The following is a 20,196-nucleotide window of genomic DNA, read 5'->3' as shown; positions in this document are numbered from 1 at the left end:
TCATTTCCACCGGAACGAGCTGGACATTAGTTGCCACTGGTCGACATTGTCGGCGCCCTTGGGCGCATAGAGTTCGAGCGCCACGAGCTTGCCGTCCTTGAAATAGAGATAGCGCTCATTCTCGAGGCGGACCTGCCGGTTGGTGACCGCGTTCGGTTCGGAATTCGATGTGTAGACGATGCGGATCGCGGCGCCGGCCGGCAGCTTGACCTGCTTGACGGCGCTCACCCGCACCGCGCGTCCGGCGGCTTCGAGCTTGGCGACATAGTCCGCCTTGGCACTGTCGAGGGTCGGCGCGGCGTTCGCATTGGAAACAGAGACCACGACGCCGTCCAGCTTGTCGACGAAGCTGGCGCCGTCGGCACGATCCGATCGTGCCCAGCCCTCCGGCACCTTCAGGGTGAAGCCTTCCGGCGAGGTATAGTCGATGAAGACCTGCGTATCGGGAATGTCGCCCGGAGGGTTCTTCTCCGGCTGGATGGGCTTCTCGGCGGCCGAGGCCGGCAAGCAACCAAGCGCCGGAACCAGACTTGTCGTGCCCAGGCACGCCGCGACCGTGAGCGCCGGCAGGACGCTGATGGCTTTCCGAAAATGGGGTTTCATTTTCCACGGCCTTTCGATGGAAGGTGAGGTCCATCCAGTATGAAGCTGCAAGCTTACGGACGGGTCGCCAGTCCCATACGCTTTTGTAAGCTATTGCCGCTTTCGCAGGCTTTGACTCGCTTCGGCCTTATGGCGCTTGCGACCTTACGACTGGGAAGCTCACCACCACGGCAAGGCCGGGCCGGCAATCGTCAAGGGCGATGGATGCCCCGTGCAGATCGGCGATGGCCCTGACAAGACTGAGGCCAAGGCCGCTGCCCGGGGTCGAGCGGCTGTGGTCCAATCGGTAGAGCCGCTGAAATACCCTTTCGCGCTCCTCCGCAGGAATGCCGGGTCCGTCGTCGGCGACGCTGGCGAGGACACGCTCACCCTGGCGTGCCACCGACAATTTGATGGTCGTGCCGGGCGGGCAATGGCGCAGCGCGTTCTCGACCAGATTGGCCAACATCTGCGTCAACAGTTCCCTGTCGCCATGGATACGGTCCCCGATTCCGTTCAGTTGCGAGAACGACAGCACCTTTCCGTCATCCTCGGCAACGTCGGCGTAGATCTCGGCCATGGTCTGCAGGATCTCGTCGAGGTCGACATCGGTAAAGCGGGCCTTGCGCGCGCCGGCTTCGATCTGGGCGATCCGCAACAGCGCATCGAAGGTCTCGTTGATCTGATAGCCCTCCGCGCGCGCATCGGCGAGATCGTCGGAGACGTCCTGATCCCGCGCGGCCTTGTCGGCGGCACCTTCCAGGATCATTTGCAGCCGGTTGAGCGGCGTCTTCAAATCGTGCGCGATGTTGGTGCTGACCTGTTTCATGCCGTCGACCAGGCCCGACAGCCGGTCGAGCGCCGCATTGACCTGGCCGGAAACCATGTCGATGTCGTCGCCATTGCCGGTCAGCGGGATGCGCGTGTCGAGCCGGCCATGCGAGACGTCGACCATGGTGGCGGCAATGCCGTCGAGACGGCGTTGGACGCGCGAGGCGAGCAGGGCGCCGCCGGCGATCGCCAGCCCGGTGATGATCAGGGTTGCCCAGCCGAAGCTCATCAGCATGATCGTCTCCAGTTCCTCCGTCTCGGACAGGCTGAAGGCGATGGTCAGGTTGTTGCCGCCGACCGAGCCGGAATAGGCGCGGTATTCGGTATCGGGAGGCAGGCCGGGCATTTCGGCCCCGAACATCGAAAAGCCGTCGGGAAGCTCCGCCGCGGTGAAGTTGCCGGCCAGACGGTTGCCGGCCGCGTCGGTCAGCGAAAAGAGCTGTTCCTTCCTCGGGCTGCGCGTGGAGTGGCTTTGGACGGTCTCCACCAGCTCCTTGAGGTCGTTGTCGGCATAGGTCGCGGCGACGACGGAGTAGGTTTCCTTGATGCTGTCATCGAGCTGCTCGGCAAGATCGGCGCTCATCATCTGGTAGACGATGGCGCCCGCCAGCACGAAGGCCAGCATGAACAAGAAGGCAAACGTCAAGGCGAGCCGGAACGGCGTGCTGCGCAGCAGGCGGGCCCAGGTTCCGGTCATGATGCAAGCGGTGCGTGCAGGCTGTAACCGGTGTTGCGGACGGTATGGATAAGCTGGGTTTCGAACGGCTTGTCGATCTTGGCGCGCAGCCGGCTGATATGGGTCTCCACGACACTGGTCTTGGGGTCGAAATGAAAGTCCCAGACGCGCTCCAGAAGCATGGTGCGGGTGATCACGCGGCCTTCGCCGCGCATCAGCACCTCCAGCAGGCTGAACTCGCGCGGCTGCAGGTCGATCGGCTGGCCCTGCCTGGCAACGCGGCGCATGATGAGGTCCATTTCGAGGTCGCCGACCCGCAGAACGGTCTTCTGCTCCAACGCCGCCGGGCGGCGGCCAAGGGCGTTTATACGGGCGAGAAGCTCCGAAAAGGCGAAGGGCTTGACCAGATAGTCGTCGCCGCCGGCTTCCAGCCCCTCGACGCGGTCGTCAACGCCGCCGACGGAGGTGAGAAAGATGGCCGGCGTGCGCACGCCGGCGGCGCGGACCGCCTTGATCATCGACAGTCCGTCGAGACCCGGGATCATGCGATCGGCTATGATCACGTCATAGGCGCCGCTGGTCGCCGCGAAAAGCGCGTCATGGCCATCGCGCAGGAGGTCGCAGACATGGCCGGCCTCGGTTAGTCCCCTGACGATGTAGTCCGCGGTCCTGTGGTCGTCCTCGACAAGAAGAAGTCGCATTGGCTTATCCGGGTCTTTGCCGATATCGGCGACAGGCTATCACCGGGACGGGTCCTTTCCTAGGACGGTCAGGGAATGGCAAGCCACGCAGCGCATGCCGAACCCTCAATCCGATTCCAGCAGGATCTCGTCGGCATCGTCGGCGGTTCTCTTCAATGTCATATAGAGAACCAGGGCGATGATGCAGCCCAGGAAGATCACGCTGGTGAAGGTGGTGCCGAAGCCAAGGCCGCCATATTCGCCCGGTTGCGACAGCAAGTCGCCAAAGGAAGCGCCAAGCGGCCGCGTCAGGATATAGGCGAGCCAGAAGGCCAGGATAGCGTCCAGATGGAGGAGATAGTAGGCAAGTGCGATGAGTGCGATCACGCCGCCGAACAGCAGGCCCGTGGTCAGATAACCCATGTCGAAGCTTTCCGCGACCAGGTCGCCGGCGGCGGTGCCGAGCGAGAAGGTGAAGAGGATCGCCAGCCAGTAGAAGATCTCTCGCCTGGTCGTGAAGATGGTGTGGATCGAGAGCGTCCGCTCGCTGGCGTACCAGACCGCGAACGTCGCCGCGAGCACCACGCTGAAGGCGATCGTGGTGGTCTGCAGGCGTACGCCGAAATTGTCGACGAGGTTGTCGGTGATCAGCGTGCCGACGACGCTGATCAGTACCACCGCCAGCCAGTAGGCCCAGGGCACATAGCGTTTCTGGGCGAACTGCAGGACAAGGGCAACGACCAGAACGCCGGTCATGATCAGCGATGTGGCGGTCAGTCCGAGTCCGAGGTTGACGGCCAGATAGTCGGCCGCCGTCTCGCCCATGGTCACCGCCATCAGCTTGATCAGCCAGAAATCGAAGGTGACATCCGGAACCCTGTTCTGGGCCGGCCCGGCGGGCTGCTTGTTGCTGGGGAGCATGGCTGAAGTCCTGATTTTGATGGTCGTGGCGGGATGAAAGCGCATCGCGAGGGATTCATGCGATCCGCCCCTATTGATGCATGTCTTCTCAATCGCCCGCGCACCCTCGGATGATGCCCGAGGGTGCTTTGGACGGCATGGATTACTTGCCCATGACCTTCATGGCCTGGGCGAAGAAGTCGTCGGCGCGCTTGTCGTCATCCGCGTTGCAGCGTTCGATTCCCTTGGTCTCCAGTTCCGAGACCTTGTTCTTGTCCGCGTCATTGAGCTTGGCCGCCGACTCCGCCGCGCGCAGCGCCTTCAGTGTTTCCTCGCAAGGCGCGGTGGCCGCGAAAACCGGACCGGATGCGGCGAGGAGGCCCAATGCGACCGCAAGTGCAAATTTTCTCATGAAACCATTCCCTGTCTGATGCCGGTGGTCCGGCTGCCGTAAACTGAAGCCAGCCCCAAAATGGCGGGCTGGCATTCGAACGATAGGGAAGCGACTTCACTCCAGCCTGTCCGGCGGCATACAAATTCGTAAGAATGGAAATGGGCCGCGCAAAAGGCCTTTACGAACCTCGCGCGCTGCGCTGATAGAAGCTATCGCCTTGTATCCGCCATCAATGGCGTGCCCCAGTGCCCGAACCTGCAATCCGTGCCCCAGGAAAACCCGAATGACCTATGCTTCCCTCAAGCCGGTTTCGAATGCGTTCGTCCAACGCAAACGGCTGATCTTCGTGCGGGTGGCGGCGGTGCTGGCGGTGCTGCTCCTGTTTCTCACCAAGCCGGCGCTCACCGAGGGCTCGGAAGGTCACGAAGCCCTCGAATTCTTCGGTTTCTGCCTGGTGCTGGTCTGCGTCGCCGGCCGGCTCTGGAGCATTCTCTATGTCGGCGGCAAGAAGAACGAGGAACTGGTTTCAACCGGCCCGTTTTCCATGAGCCAGAACCCGCTCTATTTCTTTTCGACCGTCGGCGCGGTCGGCATCGGTCTGCTCTATGGCTCGCTGGTGGCGGCGGCAATCCTTGGCCTTGCCAGCTTTCTCATCTTCCGTGTCACGGCGCGCAAGGAAGCCGAATATCTCCTGGGCAAATTCGGCCCGGCCTATGCGGCTTATATCAAGGCGACGCCCAGGTTCTGGCCGAACCCGCTGCTCTACCGTGACAATGACGAGCTGCAGTTCTCGACGCGCGCGCTCAAGCGCACCTTCTATGACGGGCTCTATTTCCTGGCCATCTTCCCGGCCATCGAGCTGATCGAGTATTTCCGGGAGACGGGCATGCTGTTCCCGGCCTTCGTCACGCTCTACTGACCATCCATTAGCCGGCTAATTTGTCACGCTGCGCTTCGGCTGTCGAGCAACCTGTAATACTGGCTGAAGGCGAAGACACCGACCTTGCGCAAGGCATGCAGCGCGTAGCGGTCGGGGGCGGTGACCGGGAACGGCAGGTCGGCCGGCGCGATGCCCAGGGCAAGATCGGCAAGCAGCCTGCCTGTCGTCGTGCAGGCAGCAACACCGCGTCCGTTGCAGCCAAGCGCGGTGAACAGGCCAGGCGCCAGCATGTGGATATGCGGCATCGTGTCCTTGGTGATCGCGACCTTGCCGCTCCAGACGAATTCGACCGGGGCGCCCGCCGCCTGCGGGAAGATGCGGGCAAGGGCGGCCTTCAGGGGTGCCGCATCGTCCATGGTCGGATTGTCGTCGACCGGGGAGCGGCCGCCCATCACCAGCCGGCCTTCATGGTCGAGGCGGAAATAGAGCAGGAGCCGCCTGGTGTCGGCGACGCCCTGGCCGCCCGGCAGGATGGTGCGGCGCAGCGCCGGCGACAGCGGCCGCGTGGCGATCTGGAAGCTGGTCACCGGGATGACGGTCTGGCGCAGACCCGGCCACAGGTTCCCGGTGTAGGCGTTGGTGGCCAGCACGACCTGCCGCGCGCGGATCGAGGCTTGTCCGAGATCGAGCCGCCAGTTGTCACCTTCGCGCCTGAGGCCAAGCGCCGGCGACCGCGCCAGCACGGTGGCGCCCTGCGAGATGGCGGCGGCGGCCAGGCCACGCGCGTAGCTCAGCGGCTGCAGCACGCCGCCGCGCGGATCGAACCAGCCGCCGTGATAGGCCTCGGGCGCCGAGCCGGTGAGATCGGCCATTTGCTGGCGGTCGAGCAGGCGCGCCTCGACGCCCCTGGCGCGCCACTGCCGGAAGCGGGGCGTCACGATGTCCGAAAAAGGCCTGGGTCCGTGCGCGCCCTGGATCCAGCCGCTGCGCTCGGCGTGGCAGTCGATGCGGTACTTCTCGATGAGATCGAAGACCAGATCGCCGCCGGCACCAAAGGTCTCGGTGATGGCGCTGCCCAGCTTCTGGCCGAACTTGGCTTCGAGCGTGTCGGGATCGTGCTTCAGCCCGGCGATGATCTGCCCGCCATTGCGCCCGGAAGCGCCCCAGCCAGGTTCGCTGGCCTCCACCACGATCACTTTCCTGCCGGCCTGCGACAAATGAAGGGCGGCGCTCAAGCCCGTATAGCCGCCGCCGACAATGGCGACGTCGGCCACGGCATCGCCTTTTGCCCCGGCATAGAGCGGGGCGGGGGTGGCCGTCGCCGCCCACAGGCTGGCCGGCAGGGCTTGGGGTGCGTCAACAGGCATGTCTTCTCCGGCGAGGTCGTGCGATGCGCCGCCTCGTGGGCGCCGTCCTTGGGCCGATGCTCCGGCGTGGCGGGTTTTCGGATCAGCCACGCCGGTCGGTGCGGTTCACTGCAGCATCAGCTGGTTCCACTTTTCCTCATAGGCGACCGAATATTTGTCGGCTTCGCCCTCGTTGAGGATCAGCATATCCTTGATGTTGTCCGGAGCCATGACGAGAATCTTCTTCGTGTCGGCATCGGCGCCCGATGTCGCGCTGCTCAGCACCGGGCCATAGGTCCTGAGCGCGAGCAGCTTCGCCTGCTGGGCTTCGGCGAGCGCGAAATCGATCGCCTCATGCGCCAGCTCGACATTGGGCGACCCCTTGGGAATGACCCACCAGTTCGCCCAGGCGATGCCGTCCTTGTAGGTGAAGCCGACGGGCGCGCCTTCCGCTTCGGCCGCCAGCACGCGGCCGCTCCAGGCCGAGGACAGCGCCAGCTCGCCCGACGAAAGCAGTTGCGGCGGCTGCGCGCCACTGCCCCACCAGACGGTGACATGCGGTTTCAGCTCCTTGATCTTGGCCATGGCCATGTCGGCCTTCTCGGTCGTGTAGGGGAACACTTCCGAGGGCTTGAGGCCGGAGGCCAGCAGGGCGGCCTCGTAATTGTAATAGAAGAAGCGGTAGAGGCCGCGCGGGCCGGGAAAGCGCTTCACGTCCCAGAAGTCGGCCCAGGATTGCGGTCCGGCGTCCGGGAATGCCGTCTTCGACCAGGCGATGACGGTGGCGCCGGTCGAGGTGGCGATGCCGTTGGGGGCGACCCAGCCTTTTTCGAGTGCCGCGGCATTGGGAATTTTCGAAACGTCGATCGGTTCGAGGAAGCCCTCATTGGCGCCTTGCCAGACGGTGCGGCCGCCGACGTCGACCAGATCCCATTCGACCGCCTTGGCCTCGACCATGGCCTTGATCTTGGCCGTCTCGGTCGGCGAGGTGTTGACCACCGGAATGCCCTTGAGCTGGCCGAACGGATCGATGAAAGCCGCTTTTTCGGCGTTCGACAGGGCGCCGCCCCAGGAGGTGAAAGTGAAAGGCCGGTCCGCCGCGCGCGCCAGTCGAGGAAGACCCGTCGCGCCGGCCAGCACGCCGCCCGCTGCCGTCAGAAGGAAAGTACGCCTATGCATCAGCTTTCTCCGTTTTGGTGGGTTTGGATGGGGAATGAGGAACCGCGCGGACATGGCCAGGCTTCCACGAGACATGGACCTTGGCGCCGGCCTGCAATGTCCGGTCGGTGATCTGCCGGGCGGCGAGCGTCTGGCCGCTCTCCAGCCGCAAGGTGAGCTGGGTCAATTCGCCGAGATAGATCACCTCGACGATCTCGGCGGCGACGCCTTCGCCGCCGCGGCCGAGCTCGACATGCTCGGGCCGGATCAGCAGCTGCGCCGGCTCGCCCGGCGTCGTTCCCGGCGCCGCGTCGACGGCGATCGTCCTGCGGAACGCCTCGACGTCGACCGAGGCCTTGCCGCCGGATGATGAGAGCACGCGCACCGGCAGCAGGTTGGATTCGCCGATGAAGCCGGCGACGAAGGCGTTGACGGGACGGTCGTAGAGGTCGTCCACCGTCCCCAATTGCTGGATGCGGCCGCTGTCCATCACCGCGATGCGGTCGGAGAGCACCAGCGCCTCCTCCTGGTCGTGGGTGACATAGATCGTGGTGCGGCCGAGCCTCTGGTGCAGCCGGCGCAGTTCGAGCTGCACCGAGCGGCGCAGCTGCTTGTCGAGCGCGCCGAGCGGCTCGTCCATCAAAAGCACGTCGGGCTCGATGACCAGCGCGCGGGCCAGCGCTACGCGCTGCTGCTGGCCGCCCGAAAGTTGCTGGACGGGCCGGTCGGCAAAGCCGTCGAGCCGCATCAGCGCCAGGATGTCGGTGACCCGCCTGGTGATGTCGGGCTTGGGCAGCCGGCGCACACTCAGGCCATAGCCGACGTTCTCGCCGACACTCATATGCGGAAACAGCGCATAGTTCTGGAATACCATGCCGATGTTGCGGTGGCGGGCGGGCATGCGGGTGACGTCGCGCTGGCCGATGCGGATCTCACCCGCCGTCGGCTCGATATAGCCGGCGGTGAGGTTGAGCAGCGTCGTCTTGCCCGAGCCGGAGGGGCCGAGCAGCGTCAGGAACTCCCCGGCTTTGACGTCGAGGTCGGTCGGCTCCAGCGCCCGAAAGCTGCCATAGGTTTTCGACACGCCGGCCAGGCGTAGCGACTGTCCCGAATGGATCGCGGTCATCGGCTCGGGCTCCCGGTTTTGCGGCTGCCAGTCTTGCGGCTGAATGTCTGCGCCAGCGCGAACAGGACGATGGCCAGCGCGATCATCACCGTCGCGGCCACAGCGATGACCGGCGTGAATTCCAGCCGGATCGATTCCCAGATCTTCACCGGCAGCGTTTTCGAGGCATAGCCGGCCATGAACACGGCGATGATCACTTCATCGAAGGAGGTGATAAAGGAGAAGATGGCGCCACCGACGATGCCCGGCGTGATGTTGGGCAATGTGACGGTGCGGAAGATTCGCCATGGGCCGGCGCCAAGGCCGGCGGCGGCACGCAGCCAGTTGTCGTCGACGGCGCGCAGGGCGATGCCGACATTGATGACGACGAAAGGCAGCGCCAGTATGGCATGGCCGAGGCTCATGCCGAGGATGGTGCCGCTCAGGCCGACATCGAGCGCGCTGCGGTAGAGCGCCACCGCCGTGACGATGACCGGCACGATCATCGGCGCCAGGAACAGGCCGGTGACGAGCGTGCGCAGGCGGCCATCGATACGGCGCAGCCCGATTGCCGCCAGCGTGCCGAGCACCACCGCGATGATCGTGGCCAGCGTGGCGACCTCGACGCTGTTGATGAGCGAGGTGCGCCATTCCGGATCGGCGAGGAAGCGCTCGTACCAGACGACGGACCATTCGCGCGGCGGCAGATAGATGAAGCTCGCCTTGTTGAAGGAGGCCGGCACCACGGCAAGGATCGGCAGCACGAGGAAGGCGAGCACCAGGCTGGCGCCGGCGTTGGCTGATATGCGGAGCAGGAGCGGCAACCTGTTCATCGTGCGAACAGCCCCCTCTCGATCGGCAGCAGCCGGGCGGTCAGCGCCATCAGCACCAGCACGATGGCGAGCAGTGCCAGCGAGCCGGCTGCGGCGAGCGACCAGGCGAGGCGGTCGTTGACGAAGCTGGCGATCAGCATCGACAGCGTGATGGCGTTCGAGCCGCCAAGCAGGGCCGGCGTGATGAAGAAGCCGAGCGACAGCAGGAAGACGAAGGTCGCGCCGCCGGCAAGGCCGGGCAGGCAGAGCGGCAGATATATGCGCCGGAAGGTGTCGACGAGGCTGGCGCCGAGCCCATCGCTTGCCAGCAGCAGGCGGCGGTCGATGCGGACCATGGCGCCGTAGAGCGGCAGGATCATGTAGGGCAAGAGGATGTGGATCATGCCGACCAGCATGCCGACATTGTTGAACAGCAGCGCCAGCGGCGCGTCGGTGACGCCGGTCGCCATCAACAACCGGTTGATCGGTCCGTTGCGCTCCAGAAGCAGCATCCAGGAGAAGGTGCGCACCAGCACCGAGATCCAGAAGGGAAACAGCACACCGTAGAGCGCGATGCCGAACCAGACGCCGTCGAGGCGCGACAGCACATAGGCGACCGGCCAGGCGAGCAGCACGCAAAGTGCCGTCACCATGATTGCGACGACAAAAGTGTTCCACATCACCTGACGGTAGACCGCGCTTTCGGCGAGCACGCCGAAAGTCGTGAACGGTCCGGCCGGGTCGGTGAAGGCCAGCGAGAACAGCCGCGCCAGCGGCACCACGAACAGCAACGCCAGCACGATCAGCGCCGGGCCGAGCAGGCATGCGGTCTCGACATGCCGGCGCGACGGCAAGGCGGCCCGTGCCCTCGGTTCTGGCAAGGTGCTTGTTGCCGTCACGCCCAGGCCACCTCGCTGAAGACGCCTATGCCGCGCTTGCGGATCTGGCCGGCGACGACCACGCGCTGGATTTCCGACGTGCCTTCCCAGATGCGGTCGACGCGGATGTCGCGATAGAGCCGTTCGACCGGGTTCTCGCGCATGTAGCCGCGCCCGCCCAGCACCTGCAGCGCCTTGTCGATGACACGGCCGGCGGCTTCCGAGCAGTAGAGCTTCAGCGCGCTGGCATGGGCGTGCACGCGCTTGCGGTCGAGACCCTGGTCGATCTCCCAGGCGACGCGGTACAGCATCGACTTGGCGGCGAAGATCTCGACCGCCATGTCGGCCAGCATGAATTCCACGCCCTGGAAATCGCGGATAGGCCGGTCGAACTGGTGGCGGGAGGTGGCGTAGTCATTGGCGATCTCGGCGGCGCGGGTCGCGGCACCCACCGCATGCGAGGCGATCTGCAGGCGCGCCTCGACGAACCAGTCCTTGGTCAGCTCGAGCCCCTGGCCGATCTTGCCGAGCATCTTGTCCTCGCCGACCGTGGTGCCCTCGAAGCGCAATTCGGCATGGTCGAAGGCGAAATTGTGCATGAATTTCGGCGAGCGCAGATGCACCATGTTGTTCACCGGCTTGTCGACCAGGAACAAGGTCGGCTTGTCGGGATCGTCGTCGACATGGGCATGCACGATGACGAAATCGGATGCGTTGTAGGAGGTGACGAACCATTTCTCGCCGGTCAGGTGCCACTGGCCATTTTTCAAGACCGCGCTGGTCTTGACCCGGCGCGGGTCGGAGCCGGCCTCCGGCTCGGTGATGGCGAAGGCGCCGCGGCGATGGCCGTGCGAGGACGGGATCAGATAATCCTGCTTCTGCGCCTCGGTGCCGAATTTCAGGCTCACCGGCGGACGCCAGACACAGCTCCACAGGCCGTTGGTGACACGGCCGAGCTGTTCCTCGATCGCCGTCTGCTCGACCATGGTCAGGCCGAGGCCGCCATTTTCCTTCGAGTGGTTGATGCCGGCCAGCCCCCAGTCGCGCACCTGCTGCCGGACAGCCTCCCGGCGCTCCATCGGCAGTTCGCCGTGGTCGTCGGTGATCGCTTCCAGCGGCAGAAGCACCTGGTCGCAGAAGTCGCGCCCCTTCTTCGACAGTTCCTTTTCGCGCGGGCTGAGATCGAAATTCATGGCAGTCCTCTAAAAGCAATTCATCGTGTCGGGTGCCCGGCGTTGCGGCCGAGCAGGAGCGCGTCGACGGCCATGCAGCCATGGTCGGAAACCAAGAGCGGGTTGACGTCCATCTCGTCGATGAGGTCGCCGAGATCGGCGGCGAGCATCGAGAAACGGGCGAGGGCGGCATGGAGTGCTGTCCTGTCGGCGGCCGGCCGGCCGCGCCCGCCGTCGAGCAGCGGGCTTGTCTTCAGCCTGACGACCAGGGCTTGCGCCTGTTCGAGGCTGAGCGGCGGCAAGGCGACCGCGCGATCCCTGAGCACTTCGATCCAGATGCCGCCGGAGGCAATGACCAGATAGGGTCCGAACTGTTGGTCGCGGATCAGGCCGAATGCGATCTCGACGCCCTTGGGCGCCATTTCGGCAACCAGCACCTGCGGACCGAGCCGCGCCGCCATGTCGGCATAGGCCACCGCCAGCGATGGTTCATCGGCCAGGCCGAGGCGGACGCCGCCGACATCGGATTTGTGCTGGATGCCGGGGACGGCGGTCTTCAGGGCGATGGGAAAGCCGATCTTTCGCGCGGCGGCGACAGCGTCATCCGGCGTGGCGGCGGCGATCGAGCGCGGCGTGACAATGCCATAGTCGGCCAGCAGCGCCAGTGCTTCGCTTTCGCCGAACGGCTTTTCCTGGCCAAGGCGCAGGCGCCAGCGCTCGCGGACCTCACGCGCCACGGCATCGGGATAGGTGTGGGTCGCGGCGCGCCGGTCGCGAAACGCCAGCAGATTGCGGATGGCCTGCAGGCCTTCATCGGTGCCGTCGATGACCGGCACGCCGGCCTCCGTGGTCGACAAGGCGAGTGCGCGGTGGTTCACCGTGGCGTAGTTGCTGACCACGGCAACCGGCTTGCCGGTCTTGGCGTGGGAACGGATCACGGCGCGGGTAAAGCCTTCGGCGACGTAGGAGCCGTCGCGTATGTCCTGGAACAGCACGCCGATGGCGGTGTCGGGGTCGGCGAGCATGGCGTCCATGCAGGCCTCGACATGCGTCTCGAAGTCGAGGCCCGAGCCCCAGACATCGAGCGGATTCGCTGGCTGCAGGCCGCTGTCGAGATGCAGACGCAACCCCGCCTTCGTCCGCTCCGAGATGGCGGCAAACGGCACGCCGGCCTTTGCCGCGAGGTCGGCGACCATTTCGCGTTCACCGCCGGAATCGTGCAGACTGGCAAGGCCGCCGCCGGCGGCCGGCCGGCCGGCCGAAAACAAAGCGAGATTGGCGGCGAGCTGGTCCAGCGTGTCGACGCTGAAGGCGCCCCATCTGTCGAACAGCGCCTCGTAGGCGGCATTGTCGCCGGCAATCGCGCCGCTGTGGCTGGCGGCGAAGCCAGCGCTCAATTCCGTGCGCCCGACCTTCAGGACAACGACCGGAATGCCGAGCCGGTCGGCCTTTTCCAGGCAGCGGGCAAAATCGTCCGGCCGGCGCGCGGTTTCGAGAAACAGGCCGATGACCGAGGTGTCGGGCTGGTCGAGCGCCCAGTCGACATAGTCTGATGTCGTCGTCGTCAGCTCGCGGCCGCTGGAAACGCAGAGCTGGAATTTCAGCCGCTGGTCGTTGTAGGCGAGCGCGGAGAAGGCCGAGCCGGATTGCGTGACCAGCGCCACGCCGCCGGGCTTCATGGCGAGACGGGAGGCGAAGCCGGAGACGCGCAGGCCGATGCCGGGGTTGCAGAAGCCCATGCCGTTGCCGCCGCAAATGACGATGCCGGCCTCGCGGGCGATTTCGGTCAGCCGGCCGGCGAGCGGATCGTTGGCCGCACCGGTCAGGTCGCAGCTGGCGAAGATGGTGACCGCCCTGGCGCCATGGCGGGCGGCCGCCAGCAGACTGTCCTCGAGATAGTCATTGGCGACGCCGAGCACGACATGGTCGACCGTCTCCGGCAGGCTCGCCAGATCGGGAAGACACGGCACGCCTTCCACGACGTCGTATTTCGGGTTGATGGCGTAGAGTCGGCCCTTGTAGCCGTCCATCGCCGCGGCGCGCACCATGGTGTTGCCCGGCGTGTTGGGGCGCACGGACGCGCCGACGAAGGCGATCGACGCCGGCCGCAACAGCGGATCGAGGCGATGTCCTGCGTTCGTCATGCCACCGAGGGCGGCAGGAATCCCAGCCAAATCTCTTCCTCCCACGGCTCGTTCCCAAAGCCATCTCGTTCCGGCGCTCCGATTTTGATTTTGCGAGCTGCCGGACCAATGGCGACTATAGAACCGGGAAACGATCGCGCACGCTCCGAATAGTCACGAGGCGATGACCTGGAGTCATGGGGGCAAGGGCAAATACGGTCGTCGACGGTTCAACCGGAGAGGATTTCCCGTTTCAGCACGGCCATTTCATTGAGCAGCCAGTCACGCACCAGCACGGCCGGCTTGCGCAGCGGGCGTCGTGCCGTTGCCACCAGGTAATAGTGGTCGCCGGTACGCAACTCATGTTTGCCGCCCTTGACCAAGCCTTTCTGCAGGAGTTCGTGGGCCACGACGTGCCACCAGCCGAGCGCCATGCCACGGCCCTTGATCGCCGACTGGACGACCAGCGTGTAGTCGGAGAAGGTCAGGCTGCGGCTGCCAGTCGGCTGCGGATAGTCGAACTGCGCGAGATAGCGCTGCCAGGGGATGCGGATCGAACCGGAAAGATGAGCGAGCGTGTGCCGGCCGAGATCGGCGCAATCGTCGAGGCTGCCGTGTTCGGACAAGTAGCCGGGGCTGCAGACCGGCAGCACGACTTCTTCCATCAGTTCCCAGCTTTGCTGCTCGGCATTGGGCGGCTGGTTGTAGCGGATGGCGAGATCGACATCCTCGACGGGGCCGCTCGGTTCGCCACGCACCAGCTGGAAGCGCAGGTCTATGCCGGGAAAGCTGGCCTGGAAGCGGTCGAAGCGGGGCATGAACCAGTGCATGGCGAAGGCCGATGACAGCGACAGCGTCACCGTACCCGCCTCGCCCTGGCGCGCGCGGATGTCGTCGAGCGCGATCTCGATCTGCTGGAAGCCGCTGCCGACAGCGCCGTAGAGCATGCGGCCGTCATCCGTCAGCTCGATCCCCGTCGGGGTGCGCAGGAACAGCTTGACGTCGAGATGGCTTTCCAGCCGCGCGATCATGCGGCTGATCGCCGACTGGGTGACGTTGAACTCACGCGCCGCGCTGGTGAAGTTGAGATGGCGCGCGGCTGCCTCGAACATAAAGATCGCGTTTGGCGAGGGCAGCAGCTTGCGCAGGGTCATGGCCGTTGGCTCGTTTCGGTACCGAAACTTTTCGGGAAGAAGGCGCGGAGATAAGTCCGGCAGATGGCGCGGGCACGCGCCCAGTCTGCCTCGCCATGGCCGTCACCGATCTGGCTTTCGATCCACAGCCCGTCGAAAATGGCGCTCAGCCCGCCAGCGACCAGCCGATAGTCCGCGGCCGGCGGCTCCTTTTGGGCGAGGGCCGATATCAGCGGTTCGAGCCGCGCCAGATAGGCCCTGTTGAGTTCGCTGAATCGCGCCCGGTAGTCGGCGTTGCGCGAGGTTTCGGCCCAGAACGCCGTCCACACAGCGATGTGCCTGTCATCGGTGACATCGGAACCGAGGTCGAGATCGATCAGCGCCTCGAGCTTGGCCGTGGCATCGTCATGGGGGTTGCTACGCGCATGCCAGGCCGCGCGGTATTCCTCGACCAGGGCGTCGAGCGCGGCCAGCAGCAGGCGGTCCTTGGTCTCGAAGTGGAACGAGACCAGGCCGTAGCCGCAGCCGGCCTGCCGCGCGACATCGGCCAGCGTCACGCCCGGCAGGCCTTTTCGCGCGATAACGGTGATGGCCGCCTGGGTGAGGCTCTGTCGCCGGCGCGCGACCTTTTCGGCATCGCGGCTTTTCTTGTCGGGCTTGCTCAATGGCGCCGTTCTCCCTGGAGTGGTTTCGTATCCGGTTTTCGGCCGGCCAAGCAATGCTTCGTGGATGGCCGTGCGTGCAGGCGATCACTGGAGGTGTCGGGTCGTCCATCGCCCCTTTCCGAGCGTTGGCGCTGCCCTTCATGCGATGGTCCAACGGCACAATCATCATTGACTGATCAATCAGTCTACGAGATTATCGGCCGGCCGCAACCGGAAACGCAGGAACGGTTGCCAGGAAAGCAGGAAGCCGTGCCATGCCGCCACAGGACCTCGCCAACGACCAACGCGCAGCGCTCGACGCGCGCCACCTGATCCATCCCTGGGCCGATTTCCGCGAGCAGCCGGTGCTGATCCTGGAGGAGGGCAATGGCGTCCATGTCCGCGACAGCAACGGCCACCGGATGGTCGACGGCATCGGCCGCATGTGGTGCGTCAACATCGGCTATGGCCGCAAGGAGATGGCGCAGGCGATCGCCGCCCAGGCGGAGAAGCTCCGCTACCATTCGCCGTTCGGCTTCCTTTCCAACACGCCGTCGATCGAGCTGGCGGCGTGACAGTCTTCACTGCCAAGGACGCGTCCGTCTGGGCGGACCTGATGGCGGCGGTGCCGGCGGAGATCGGCGATCGTCTGGCCGGCCTGCGGGAGATTGCCGGCGTCACCGGCGTGGCGCGATACAGCGAAGGCCGCCCGGAGGCGATAATGGTCGGCCAGCGCCGGCCGTCGGCGGCGATGATGCGCATTGCCCTGTCCTGGTCCGCCGCCAGCTTCATCGCGGGCGACGGCCCGTGCCTGCTGGAGACGCTGGAGACGGAGGCGCTTGCGCAAGATGTGCTCTGCATGCGCGCCGACGAGGGCGTGGCGTTGCGCATCGGCGGCCAATGGGAGCGCCGGGACGGTTTTCTGCAACGCTGGATCGGCATTGAACCCTCCCGTTTGCAGGGGCGGATACCGCCGTCCTGGCCGCAGACGGCGGGCTTCACCTGCGGACCGTCGGCGCTCGCCATGGCCATGGCTGGCCTCGACCCGGCCTTGCTGCCGGATCGTTCGCTGGAGGTCGAGCTGTGGCGCGAGGCCACAACCATCATCGGTCCAAGCGGCCCGGGCGGCTGCGACCCCTACGGCCTGGCGCTGGCGGCGCACCGGCGCGGGTTGCGGGTCGGGGTGTTCATGAGCAGCGCCGAGCCGATTTTCCTCGACCGTGCCGCCTCGGAGGAGAGGCGCGGGCTGATGCGCTTCGTGCAAGCCGGTTTCAAACGCGACGCCGAAGCCGCGTCATTGCCGATCGAGACGCGCGCCTTTGCCATCGAAGAAATCAGTCAGGCGCTCGATCGCGGCTTGTTGGCGCTGGTGCTGATCGATCAGGCGCCGATGATGGGCTACACCTGCCCGCACTGGGTGCTCGTCCATGGCCATGGCGATGGCATCTACTTCCTCAACGATCCCTGGATCGAGCCTGACCGGTTCGAACAGAAGATGGACGTTGTCGACCTTCCGGTCATTGCGGCGGAGCTCGACCGGATGGCCTGGTACGGTAATCCGGCCTACCGCGCCGCTGTGCTGGTCGGGCGATAGCGTTCGGTGGAATTAGACGCCTATCACTTCGTCATCCACGGGCGGAGCAAGGAGCGTAGCGACGCGGCGCAGACCCGAGGATCCATGCCGCGACTTCAGAGCGCCTCTGCGGTCCAGAATTATGCTCCGCTGCACTCTTTGATTAATGTCACGGAATGGATCCCAGGGTCTCCGCGACGGAGCTTCGCTCCCGCTCCGCCCGGGGATGACGAAGAGGGGAGCGCCTTGGCAAATCTCGAACGTCTACGATAAGCCGACGAACGAACGACGAAATCCCGCTAACCCATCTCTGCTCAACTTCCCAGCGGATAAGGCATGTAACCGACGAAGCCGGTGATCTTCCAGGTTCCGCCGACCTTCCGGCAGAAGTACAGCGTCTGCCATTTCAGCCGGTCGACGGTGCCATCCGCCTTGGCAACGGAGCCATCGAATTTCTTGTGCAGCACGGCGCGGTCGCCGTCGACATCGATGTCGCGCAGATTGGTGACGCGAAACAGCGCCTCGCGCAGCGGCTCGGCGAATTTGGTCGCGGCCGTCTCCCCGGCCTGGCGCAGCCACTCGTCGCGATAGATTTCCAGCCTCGGGAACTGCAGCCGCCAGGCATCGGCGTTGGGAAGGAAATGGGCATGCATGCCGAAGAAGCTTTCGGCGATGAAGTCATTCTCGACCATGGACCAGTCCTGGCCGATAAAGGCGTCGATGTCGCGCCGCACCAGCATTTCCCACAGCGCGTGGCGGTCGGCGTCGCCTGGTGGGAACGGGTTCTTGTCGAAAGTCATTCTCGGTTTCTCCGGTCTCGCATAGGCACCTGTCCGTCGCGGCCTCGAGGCCGTCCGGCAAGCGCGCACGATGCAAGCGCTCTTGTAATAAAGCAACACGGATTTCGAAGAATGTTGCTTTCCAACAAGGGCCCTATCGGGACCGGCCCGATCGCGGTAAATCTGCGCCGAAGCGGGCGCCGCCCGGTGTCCTGCCCGTGTGATCAGAGGAGGTCGTCCCTTGCCCAAGCAGACTTTTGGAACATCCCATGTGCCGCTGTCGCCCGCCGTGCGGGCCGGCGACTTCGTTTATGTCTCAGGCCAGGTCCCGGTCGGTAGCGACGGCATCGTGGTCAAGGGCGGTATTACCGAGCAGACCGAGCAGGTACTTGCCAATGTGAAGGCAGCGCTGGCATTGGCAGGCTGCACCCTGGACGATGTGGTGAAGACCACCGTGTGGCTGGAAGACGCGCGCGATTTCGGCGCCTTCAACGCGGTCTATGCCAGGCACTTTCCCAAGAACCCGCCGGCACGCACCACGGTGGAATCGCGGCTGATGATCGACATCAAGATCGAAGTCGAGGCGGTCGCCTACCGGCCGGTCTGATAAAAGACGCTACGAAGCGGAGGGTCTCCCCATGCAATTCGACCTCCTGCTGAGGGGTGGCCGGCTGATCGATCCGGCGTCCGGGCTCGACGCGCCGCGCGATGTCGCCATCGCCAATGGCCGGGTCGCCGCGATCGACGCCAACATCCCAGCGGACCGCGCCGCGCAGGTCGTCGACGCGACCGGCTGCATCGTCACACCCGGCCTCGTCGACCTGCACAGCCACGTCTATTGGGGCGGCACCTCGCTTGGCGTCGATGCCGACCGGCTGGCGGCCAAGAGCGGCACCACCACCTTCATCGATGCCGGCAGTGCGGGCGCCGGCAATTTCCTCGGCTTCCGCCGCCATGTCATGGAGCGCTCCAGGGTGCGCATCCTGGCCTATGTCAACATTTCCTTTGCCGGCATCTTCGGTTTCTCGCAGAACGTGTCGGTCGGCGAGTGCAGCGATCTCAGGCTCTGCGAACCGCGCGAGGTGGTTGCCGCCGCGCGCGAGCACGCGGACGTGGTCGTCGGCGTGAAAGTTCGCTCGGGCAAGCATGCCGGCGGCACCAGCGGCATCGCGCCTGTCGATCTCGCCCTGGAGGCCGCCGACAAGGCAGGCCTGCCGCTGATGGCGCATATAGACGAGCCGCCGCCCGGCCGCTCGGAAGTGCTGCCGCGCCTGCGGCGGGGCGATATCCTCACCCATTGCTTCCGGCCGTTCCCCAACGCGCCGGTCTTTGCCTCCGGCGCGGTGCGGCCCGACATGCGGCTGGCGCGTGAGCGCGGCGTCATCTTCGATCTCGGCCACGGCATGGGTTCGTTCGATTTCGAAGTCGCCCGCGCCATGCTCGCCGAGGGGCTGGCGCCCGATGTCATCTCGAGCGACGTGCACCTTTACTGCGTCGACGGGCCGGCCTTCGACATACTGGTCTGCATGTCGAAACTGCTGGCCCTCGGCATGCCGCTGGTCGAGGTCTTGCGGGCCGCGACGCAAGGGCCGGCGCAGGCGATCGCACGGCCGGATCTCGGCACGCTGGCGATCGGCACCGTCGGCGACGTCACGGTCCTTCGCCAGCGGCCGGGCCGCTTTACCTTCGTCGACGCGGTCGGCGCTTCGCTGGTCGCCGATCAGCGGCTGGTCTCGGAAGGCATCGTCATCGGCGGCACCTGGTGGCCGAACGAGGCGGCGAACGATGTCAGCGAAACCGAGCGCTTCGAGCCGCATGCCAACCACACGCATGTCGAGGTTGCCGCCCGACATTTCGGGCATCGGCACGAGTGAGATCAAACGCGGTGCGGAGCGTCGACACGGTCACGCCGCCCCCACAACGCTCAGGAAACGCTCGATACCTGTCGCCGTCAAAAGCTCGATGCGTTCACGGATAAGGTCGTCGCTCCAGTTCCACCACTCCAGCGACTGCAGGCGTTGGATGACATCGGGCGCGAACCGGTACCGGATGGTGCGAGCCGGATTGCCGACCGCGATCGCGTAGGGCGGAATGTCCCGGGTGACGATGCTGCCGGCACCGAGGACCGCTCCATTGCCGATCGTGACGCCGCTCAGGACGATACAGCGAGCACCGATCCAGACGTCATGGCCGACCGTGATCGGCCCCTTGCCGGCGGTTCCATTTGCGTTGCGGATCTTGCCGTTCGCAAACTGGATCGGAAAGGTGGTCGCGGTGTCGACGCGGTGCTCGGCCGCGCAGATAAAGAGAACATCTGGGCCAATCGAACAGAACGATCCTATTCGCACCGGAACGTTTTCGTGCGGAACGAAGAACGATTCCTTGGTGAGGCCGTAGGTATGACGACCGATCTCGACGCCTGGCAGCGGCGGTAACGGGTCCTTCTTCAATCCCAGTTTTATGCGAAGTCCTCTCAGCAGACCCATGGACTTCCTCCCCCGAGTTTGCCGGCTATTATAGCGGAAATCCT

At 65.3% G+C, this 20,196-nt stretch carries 21 protein-coding genes; 5 read left to right on the top strand and 16 right to left on the bottom strand.

Features of this window, described 5'->3' with window-relative positions; genetic code table 11:
• From FJ977_RS32250 to FJ977_RS32230, 5 genes are all read right to left on the bottom strand, one after another.
• Positions 1–603, bottom strand: coding sequence for a hypothetical protein (locus FJ977_RS32250; protein ID WP_140776294.1), 603 nt, complete (start codon positions 601–603; stop codon positions 1–3).
• Between the two features lie 127 nt (positions 604–730).
• On the bottom strand, positions 731–2,110 hold the full coding sequence (locus FJ977_RS32245) for an ATP-binding protein (RefSeq protein WP_140776292.1): 1,380 nt from the start codon (positions 2,108–2,110) through the stop codon (positions 731–733).
• Positions 2,107–2,790, bottom strand: coding sequence for a winged helix-turn-helix domain-containing protein (locus FJ977_RS32240; protein WP_140776290.1), 684 nt, complete (start codon positions 2,788–2,790; stop codon positions 2,107–2,109). Before FJ977_RS32240 ends, FJ977_RS32245 begins: the two co-directional genes overlap by 4 nt.
• 105 nt (positions 2,791–2,895) lie before the next feature.
• Positions 2,896–3,690: a hypothetical protein gene (locus FJ977_RS32235; protein ID WP_140776288.1), complete on the bottom strand. Its 795-nt coding sequence runs from the start codon at positions 3,688–3,690 to the stop codon at positions 2,896–2,898.
• 142 nt (positions 3,691–3,832) lie between these two features.
• Entirely contained in the window at positions 3,833–4,081 is a 249-nt protein-coding gene (locus FJ977_RS32230; RefSeq protein ID WP_140776286.1) for a hypothetical protein, read from the bottom strand.
• A 265-nt stretch (positions 4,082–4,346) separates the two neighbouring features.
• On the opposite strand from FJ977_RS32230, the gene FJ977_RS32225 reads away from it, so the two are divergent.
• Entirely contained in the window at positions 4,347–4,982 is a 636-nt protein-coding gene (locus tag FJ977_RS32225; RefSeq protein WP_140776284.1) for an isoprenylcysteine carboxylmethyltransferase family protein, read from the top strand.
• A 23-nt stretch (positions 4,983–5,005) separates the two neighbouring features.
• Here the strand turns inward: FJ977_RS32225 and FJ977_RS32220 are convergent, their stop codons facing one another.
• From FJ977_RS32220 to FJ977_RS32180, 9 genes are all read right to left on the bottom strand, one after another.
• On the bottom strand, positions 5,006–6,310 hold the full coding sequence (locus tag FJ977_RS32220) for an FAD-binding oxidoreductase (protein WP_140776282.1): 1,305 nt from the start codon (positions 6,308–6,310) through the stop codon (positions 5,006–5,008).
• Between the two features lie 105 nt (positions 6,311–6,415).
• Positions 6,416–7,468, bottom strand: a complete 1,053-nt coding sequence (locus FJ977_RS32215; RefSeq protein ID WP_181180130.1) for an ABC transporter substrate-binding protein — start codon at positions 7,466–7,468, stop codon at positions 6,416–6,418.
• Positions 7,461–8,573, bottom strand: a complete 1,113-nt coding sequence (locus tag FJ977_RS32210) for an ABC transporter ATP-binding protein (RefSeq protein WP_181180129.1) — start codon at positions 8,571–8,573, stop codon at positions 7,461–7,463. Before FJ977_RS32210 ends, FJ977_RS32215 begins: the two co-directional genes overlap by 8 nt.
• Positions 8,570–9,385: an ABC transporter permease gene (locus tag FJ977_RS32205; RefSeq protein WP_140776278.1), complete on the bottom strand. Its 816-nt coding sequence runs from the start codon at positions 9,383–9,385 to the stop codon at positions 8,570–8,572. The genes FJ977_RS32210 and FJ977_RS32205 overlap by 4 nt, the downstream gene beginning before the upstream one ends.
• Positions 9,382–10,263 carry an ABC transporter permease gene (locus FJ977_RS32200; protein WP_246683383.1) on the bottom strand — a complete coding sequence of 294 codons (882 nt, stop codon included), beginning with the start codon at positions 10,261–10,263 and terminating at the stop codon, positions 9,382–9,384. The genes FJ977_RS32205 and FJ977_RS32200 overlap by 4 nt, the downstream gene beginning before the upstream one ends.
• Positions 10,260–11,435, bottom strand: coding sequence for an acyl-CoA dehydrogenase family protein (locus tag FJ977_RS32195; protein WP_140776276.1), 1,176 nt, complete (start codon positions 11,433–11,435; stop codon positions 10,260–10,262). The genes FJ977_RS32200 and FJ977_RS32195 overlap by 4 nt, the downstream gene beginning before the upstream one ends.
• Positions 11,436–11,455: 20 nt before the next feature.
• Positions 11,456–13,588: an acetate--CoA ligase family protein gene (locus FJ977_RS32190; RefSeq protein ID WP_140776274.1), complete on the bottom strand. Its 2,133-nt coding sequence runs from the start codon at positions 13,586–13,588 to the stop codon at positions 11,456–11,458.
• Positions 13,589–13,767: 179 nt separating this feature from the next.
• Positions 13,768–14,691, bottom strand: a complete 924-nt coding sequence (locus FJ977_RS32185) for a LysR substrate-binding domain-containing protein (RefSeq protein ID WP_140776272.1) — start codon at positions 14,689–14,691, stop codon at positions 13,768–13,770.
• Positions 14,688–15,335 carry a TetR family transcriptional regulator C-terminal domain-containing protein gene (locus FJ977_RS32180; protein WP_140776270.1) on the bottom strand — a complete coding sequence of 216 codons (648 nt, stop codon included), beginning with the start codon at positions 15,333–15,335 and terminating at the stop codon, positions 14,688–14,690. Before FJ977_RS32180 ends, FJ977_RS32185 begins: the two co-directional genes overlap by 4 nt.
• Positions 15,336–15,589: 254 nt before the next feature.
• Between FJ977_RS32180 and FJ977_RS32175 the strand changes: the two genes are divergently transcribed.
• Positions 15,590–15,889 (top strand): aminotransferase class III-fold pyridoxal phosphate-dependent enzyme, encoded by a 300-nt coding sequence (locus FJ977_RS32175; protein WP_140776268.1) that lies wholly within the window; start codon positions 15,590–15,592, stop codon positions 15,887–15,889.
• Positions 15,886–16,908 carry a peptidase C39 family protein gene (locus FJ977_RS32170; protein ID WP_246683382.1) on the top strand — a complete coding sequence of 341 codons (1,023 nt, stop codon included), beginning with the start codon at positions 15,886–15,888 and terminating at the stop codon, positions 16,906–16,908. The genes FJ977_RS32175 and FJ977_RS32170 overlap by 4 nt, the downstream gene beginning before the upstream one ends.
• Before the next feature lie 293 nt (positions 16,909–17,201).
• Here FJ977_RS32170 and FJ977_RS32165 read toward each other — a convergent pair whose 3' ends face one another.
• Positions 17,202–17,687: a hypothetical protein gene (locus tag FJ977_RS32165; RefSeq protein WP_140776266.1), complete on the bottom strand. Its 486-nt coding sequence runs from the start codon at positions 17,685–17,687 to the stop codon at positions 17,202–17,204.
• Between the two features lie 220 nt (positions 17,688–17,907).
• Between FJ977_RS32165 and FJ977_RS32160 the strand changes: the two genes are divergently transcribed.
• Positions 17,908–18,273: a RidA family protein gene (locus FJ977_RS32160; protein WP_027047560.1), complete on the top strand. Its 366-nt coding sequence runs from the start codon at positions 17,908–17,910 to the stop codon at positions 18,271–18,273.
• Between the two features lie 31 nt (positions 18,274–18,304).
• The gene (locus FJ977_RS32155; protein ID WP_140776264.1) at positions 18,305–19,540 is read left to right on the top strand and encodes an amidohydrolase/deacetylase family metallohydrolase; all 1,236 of its coding nucleotides are present in this window, start codon (positions 18,305–18,307) and stop codon (positions 19,538–19,540) included.
• 30 nt (positions 19,541–19,570) lie between these two features.
• On the opposite strand, the gene FJ977_RS32150 is transcribed toward FJ977_RS32155, so the two are convergent.
• Entirely contained in the window at positions 19,571–20,152 is a 582-nt protein-coding gene (locus FJ977_RS32150) for a CatB-related O-acetyltransferase (protein WP_140776262.1), read from the bottom strand.
• Positions 20,153–20,196 lie beyond the last annotated feature (44 nt).

Source organism: Mesorhizobium sp. B2-1-3A (assembly GCF_006442655.1).
GTDB lineage: Bacteria > Pseudomonadota > Alphaproteobacteria > Rhizobiales > Rhizobiaceae > Mesorhizobium.
This window is presented reverse-complemented; position numbering and strand designations above follow the sequence as displayed.

Coding starts and splice junctions, on each gene's coding strand:
- FJ977_RS32250 (WP_140776294.1), bottom strand. CDS start 603: ATGAAACCCCATTTTCGGAAAGCCATCAGCGTCCTGCCGGCGCTCACG.
- FJ977_RS32245 (WP_140776292.1), bottom strand. CDS start 2,110: ATGACCGGAACCTGGGCCCGCCTGCTGCGCAGCACGCCGTTCCGGCTC.
- FJ977_RS32240 (WP_140776290.1), bottom strand. CDS start 2,790: ATGCGACTTCTTCTTGTCGAGGACGACCACAGGACCGCGGACTACATC.
- FJ977_RS32235 (WP_140776288.1), bottom strand. CDS start 3,690: ATGCTCCCCAGCAACAAGCAGCCCGCCGGGCCGGCCCAGAACAGGGTT.
- FJ977_RS32230 (WP_140776286.1), bottom strand. CDS start 4,081: ATGAGAAAATTTGCACTTGCGGTCGCATTGGGCCTCCTCGCCGCATCC.
- FJ977_RS32225 (WP_140776284.1), top strand. CDS start 4,347: ATGACCTATGCTTCCCTCAAGCCGGTTTCGAATGCGTTCGTCCAACGC.
- FJ977_RS32220 (WP_140776282.1), bottom strand. CDS start 6,310: ATGCCTGTTGACGCACCCCAAGCCCTGCCGGCCAGCCTGTGGGCGGCG.
- FJ977_RS32215 (WP_181180130.1), bottom strand. CDS start 7,468: ATGCATAGGCGTACTTTCCTTCTGACGGCAGCGGGCGGCGTGCTGGCC.
- FJ977_RS32210 (WP_181180129.1), bottom strand. CDS start 8,573: ATGACCGCGATCCATTCGGGACAGTCGCTACGCCTGGCCGGCGTGTCG.
- FJ977_RS32205 (WP_140776278.1), bottom strand. CDS start 9,385: ATGAACAGGTTGCCGCTCCTGCTCCGCATATCAGCCAACGCCGGCGCC.
- FJ977_RS32195 (WP_140776276.1), bottom strand. CDS start 11,435: ATGAATTTCGATCTCAGCCCGCGCGAAAAGGAACTGTCGAAGAAGGGG.
- FJ977_RS32185 (WP_140776272.1), bottom strand. CDS start 14,691: ATGACCCTGCGCAAGCTGCTGCCCTCGCCAAACGCGATCTTTATGTTC.
- FJ977_RS32175 (WP_140776268.1), top strand. CDS start 15,590: ATGCCGCCACAGGACCTCGCCAACGACCAACGCGCAGCGCTCGACGCG.
- FJ977_RS32165 (WP_140776266.1), bottom strand. CDS start 17,687: ATGACTTTCGACAAGAACCCGTTCCCACCAGGCGACGCCGACCGCCAC.
- FJ977_RS32155 (WP_140776264.1), top strand. CDS start 18,305: ATGCAATTCGACCTCCTGCTGAGGGGTGGCCGGCTGATCGATCCGGCG.
- FJ977_RS32150 (WP_140776262.1), bottom strand. CDS start 20,152: ATGGGTCTGCTGAGAGGACTTCGCATAAAACTGGGATTGAAGAAGGAC.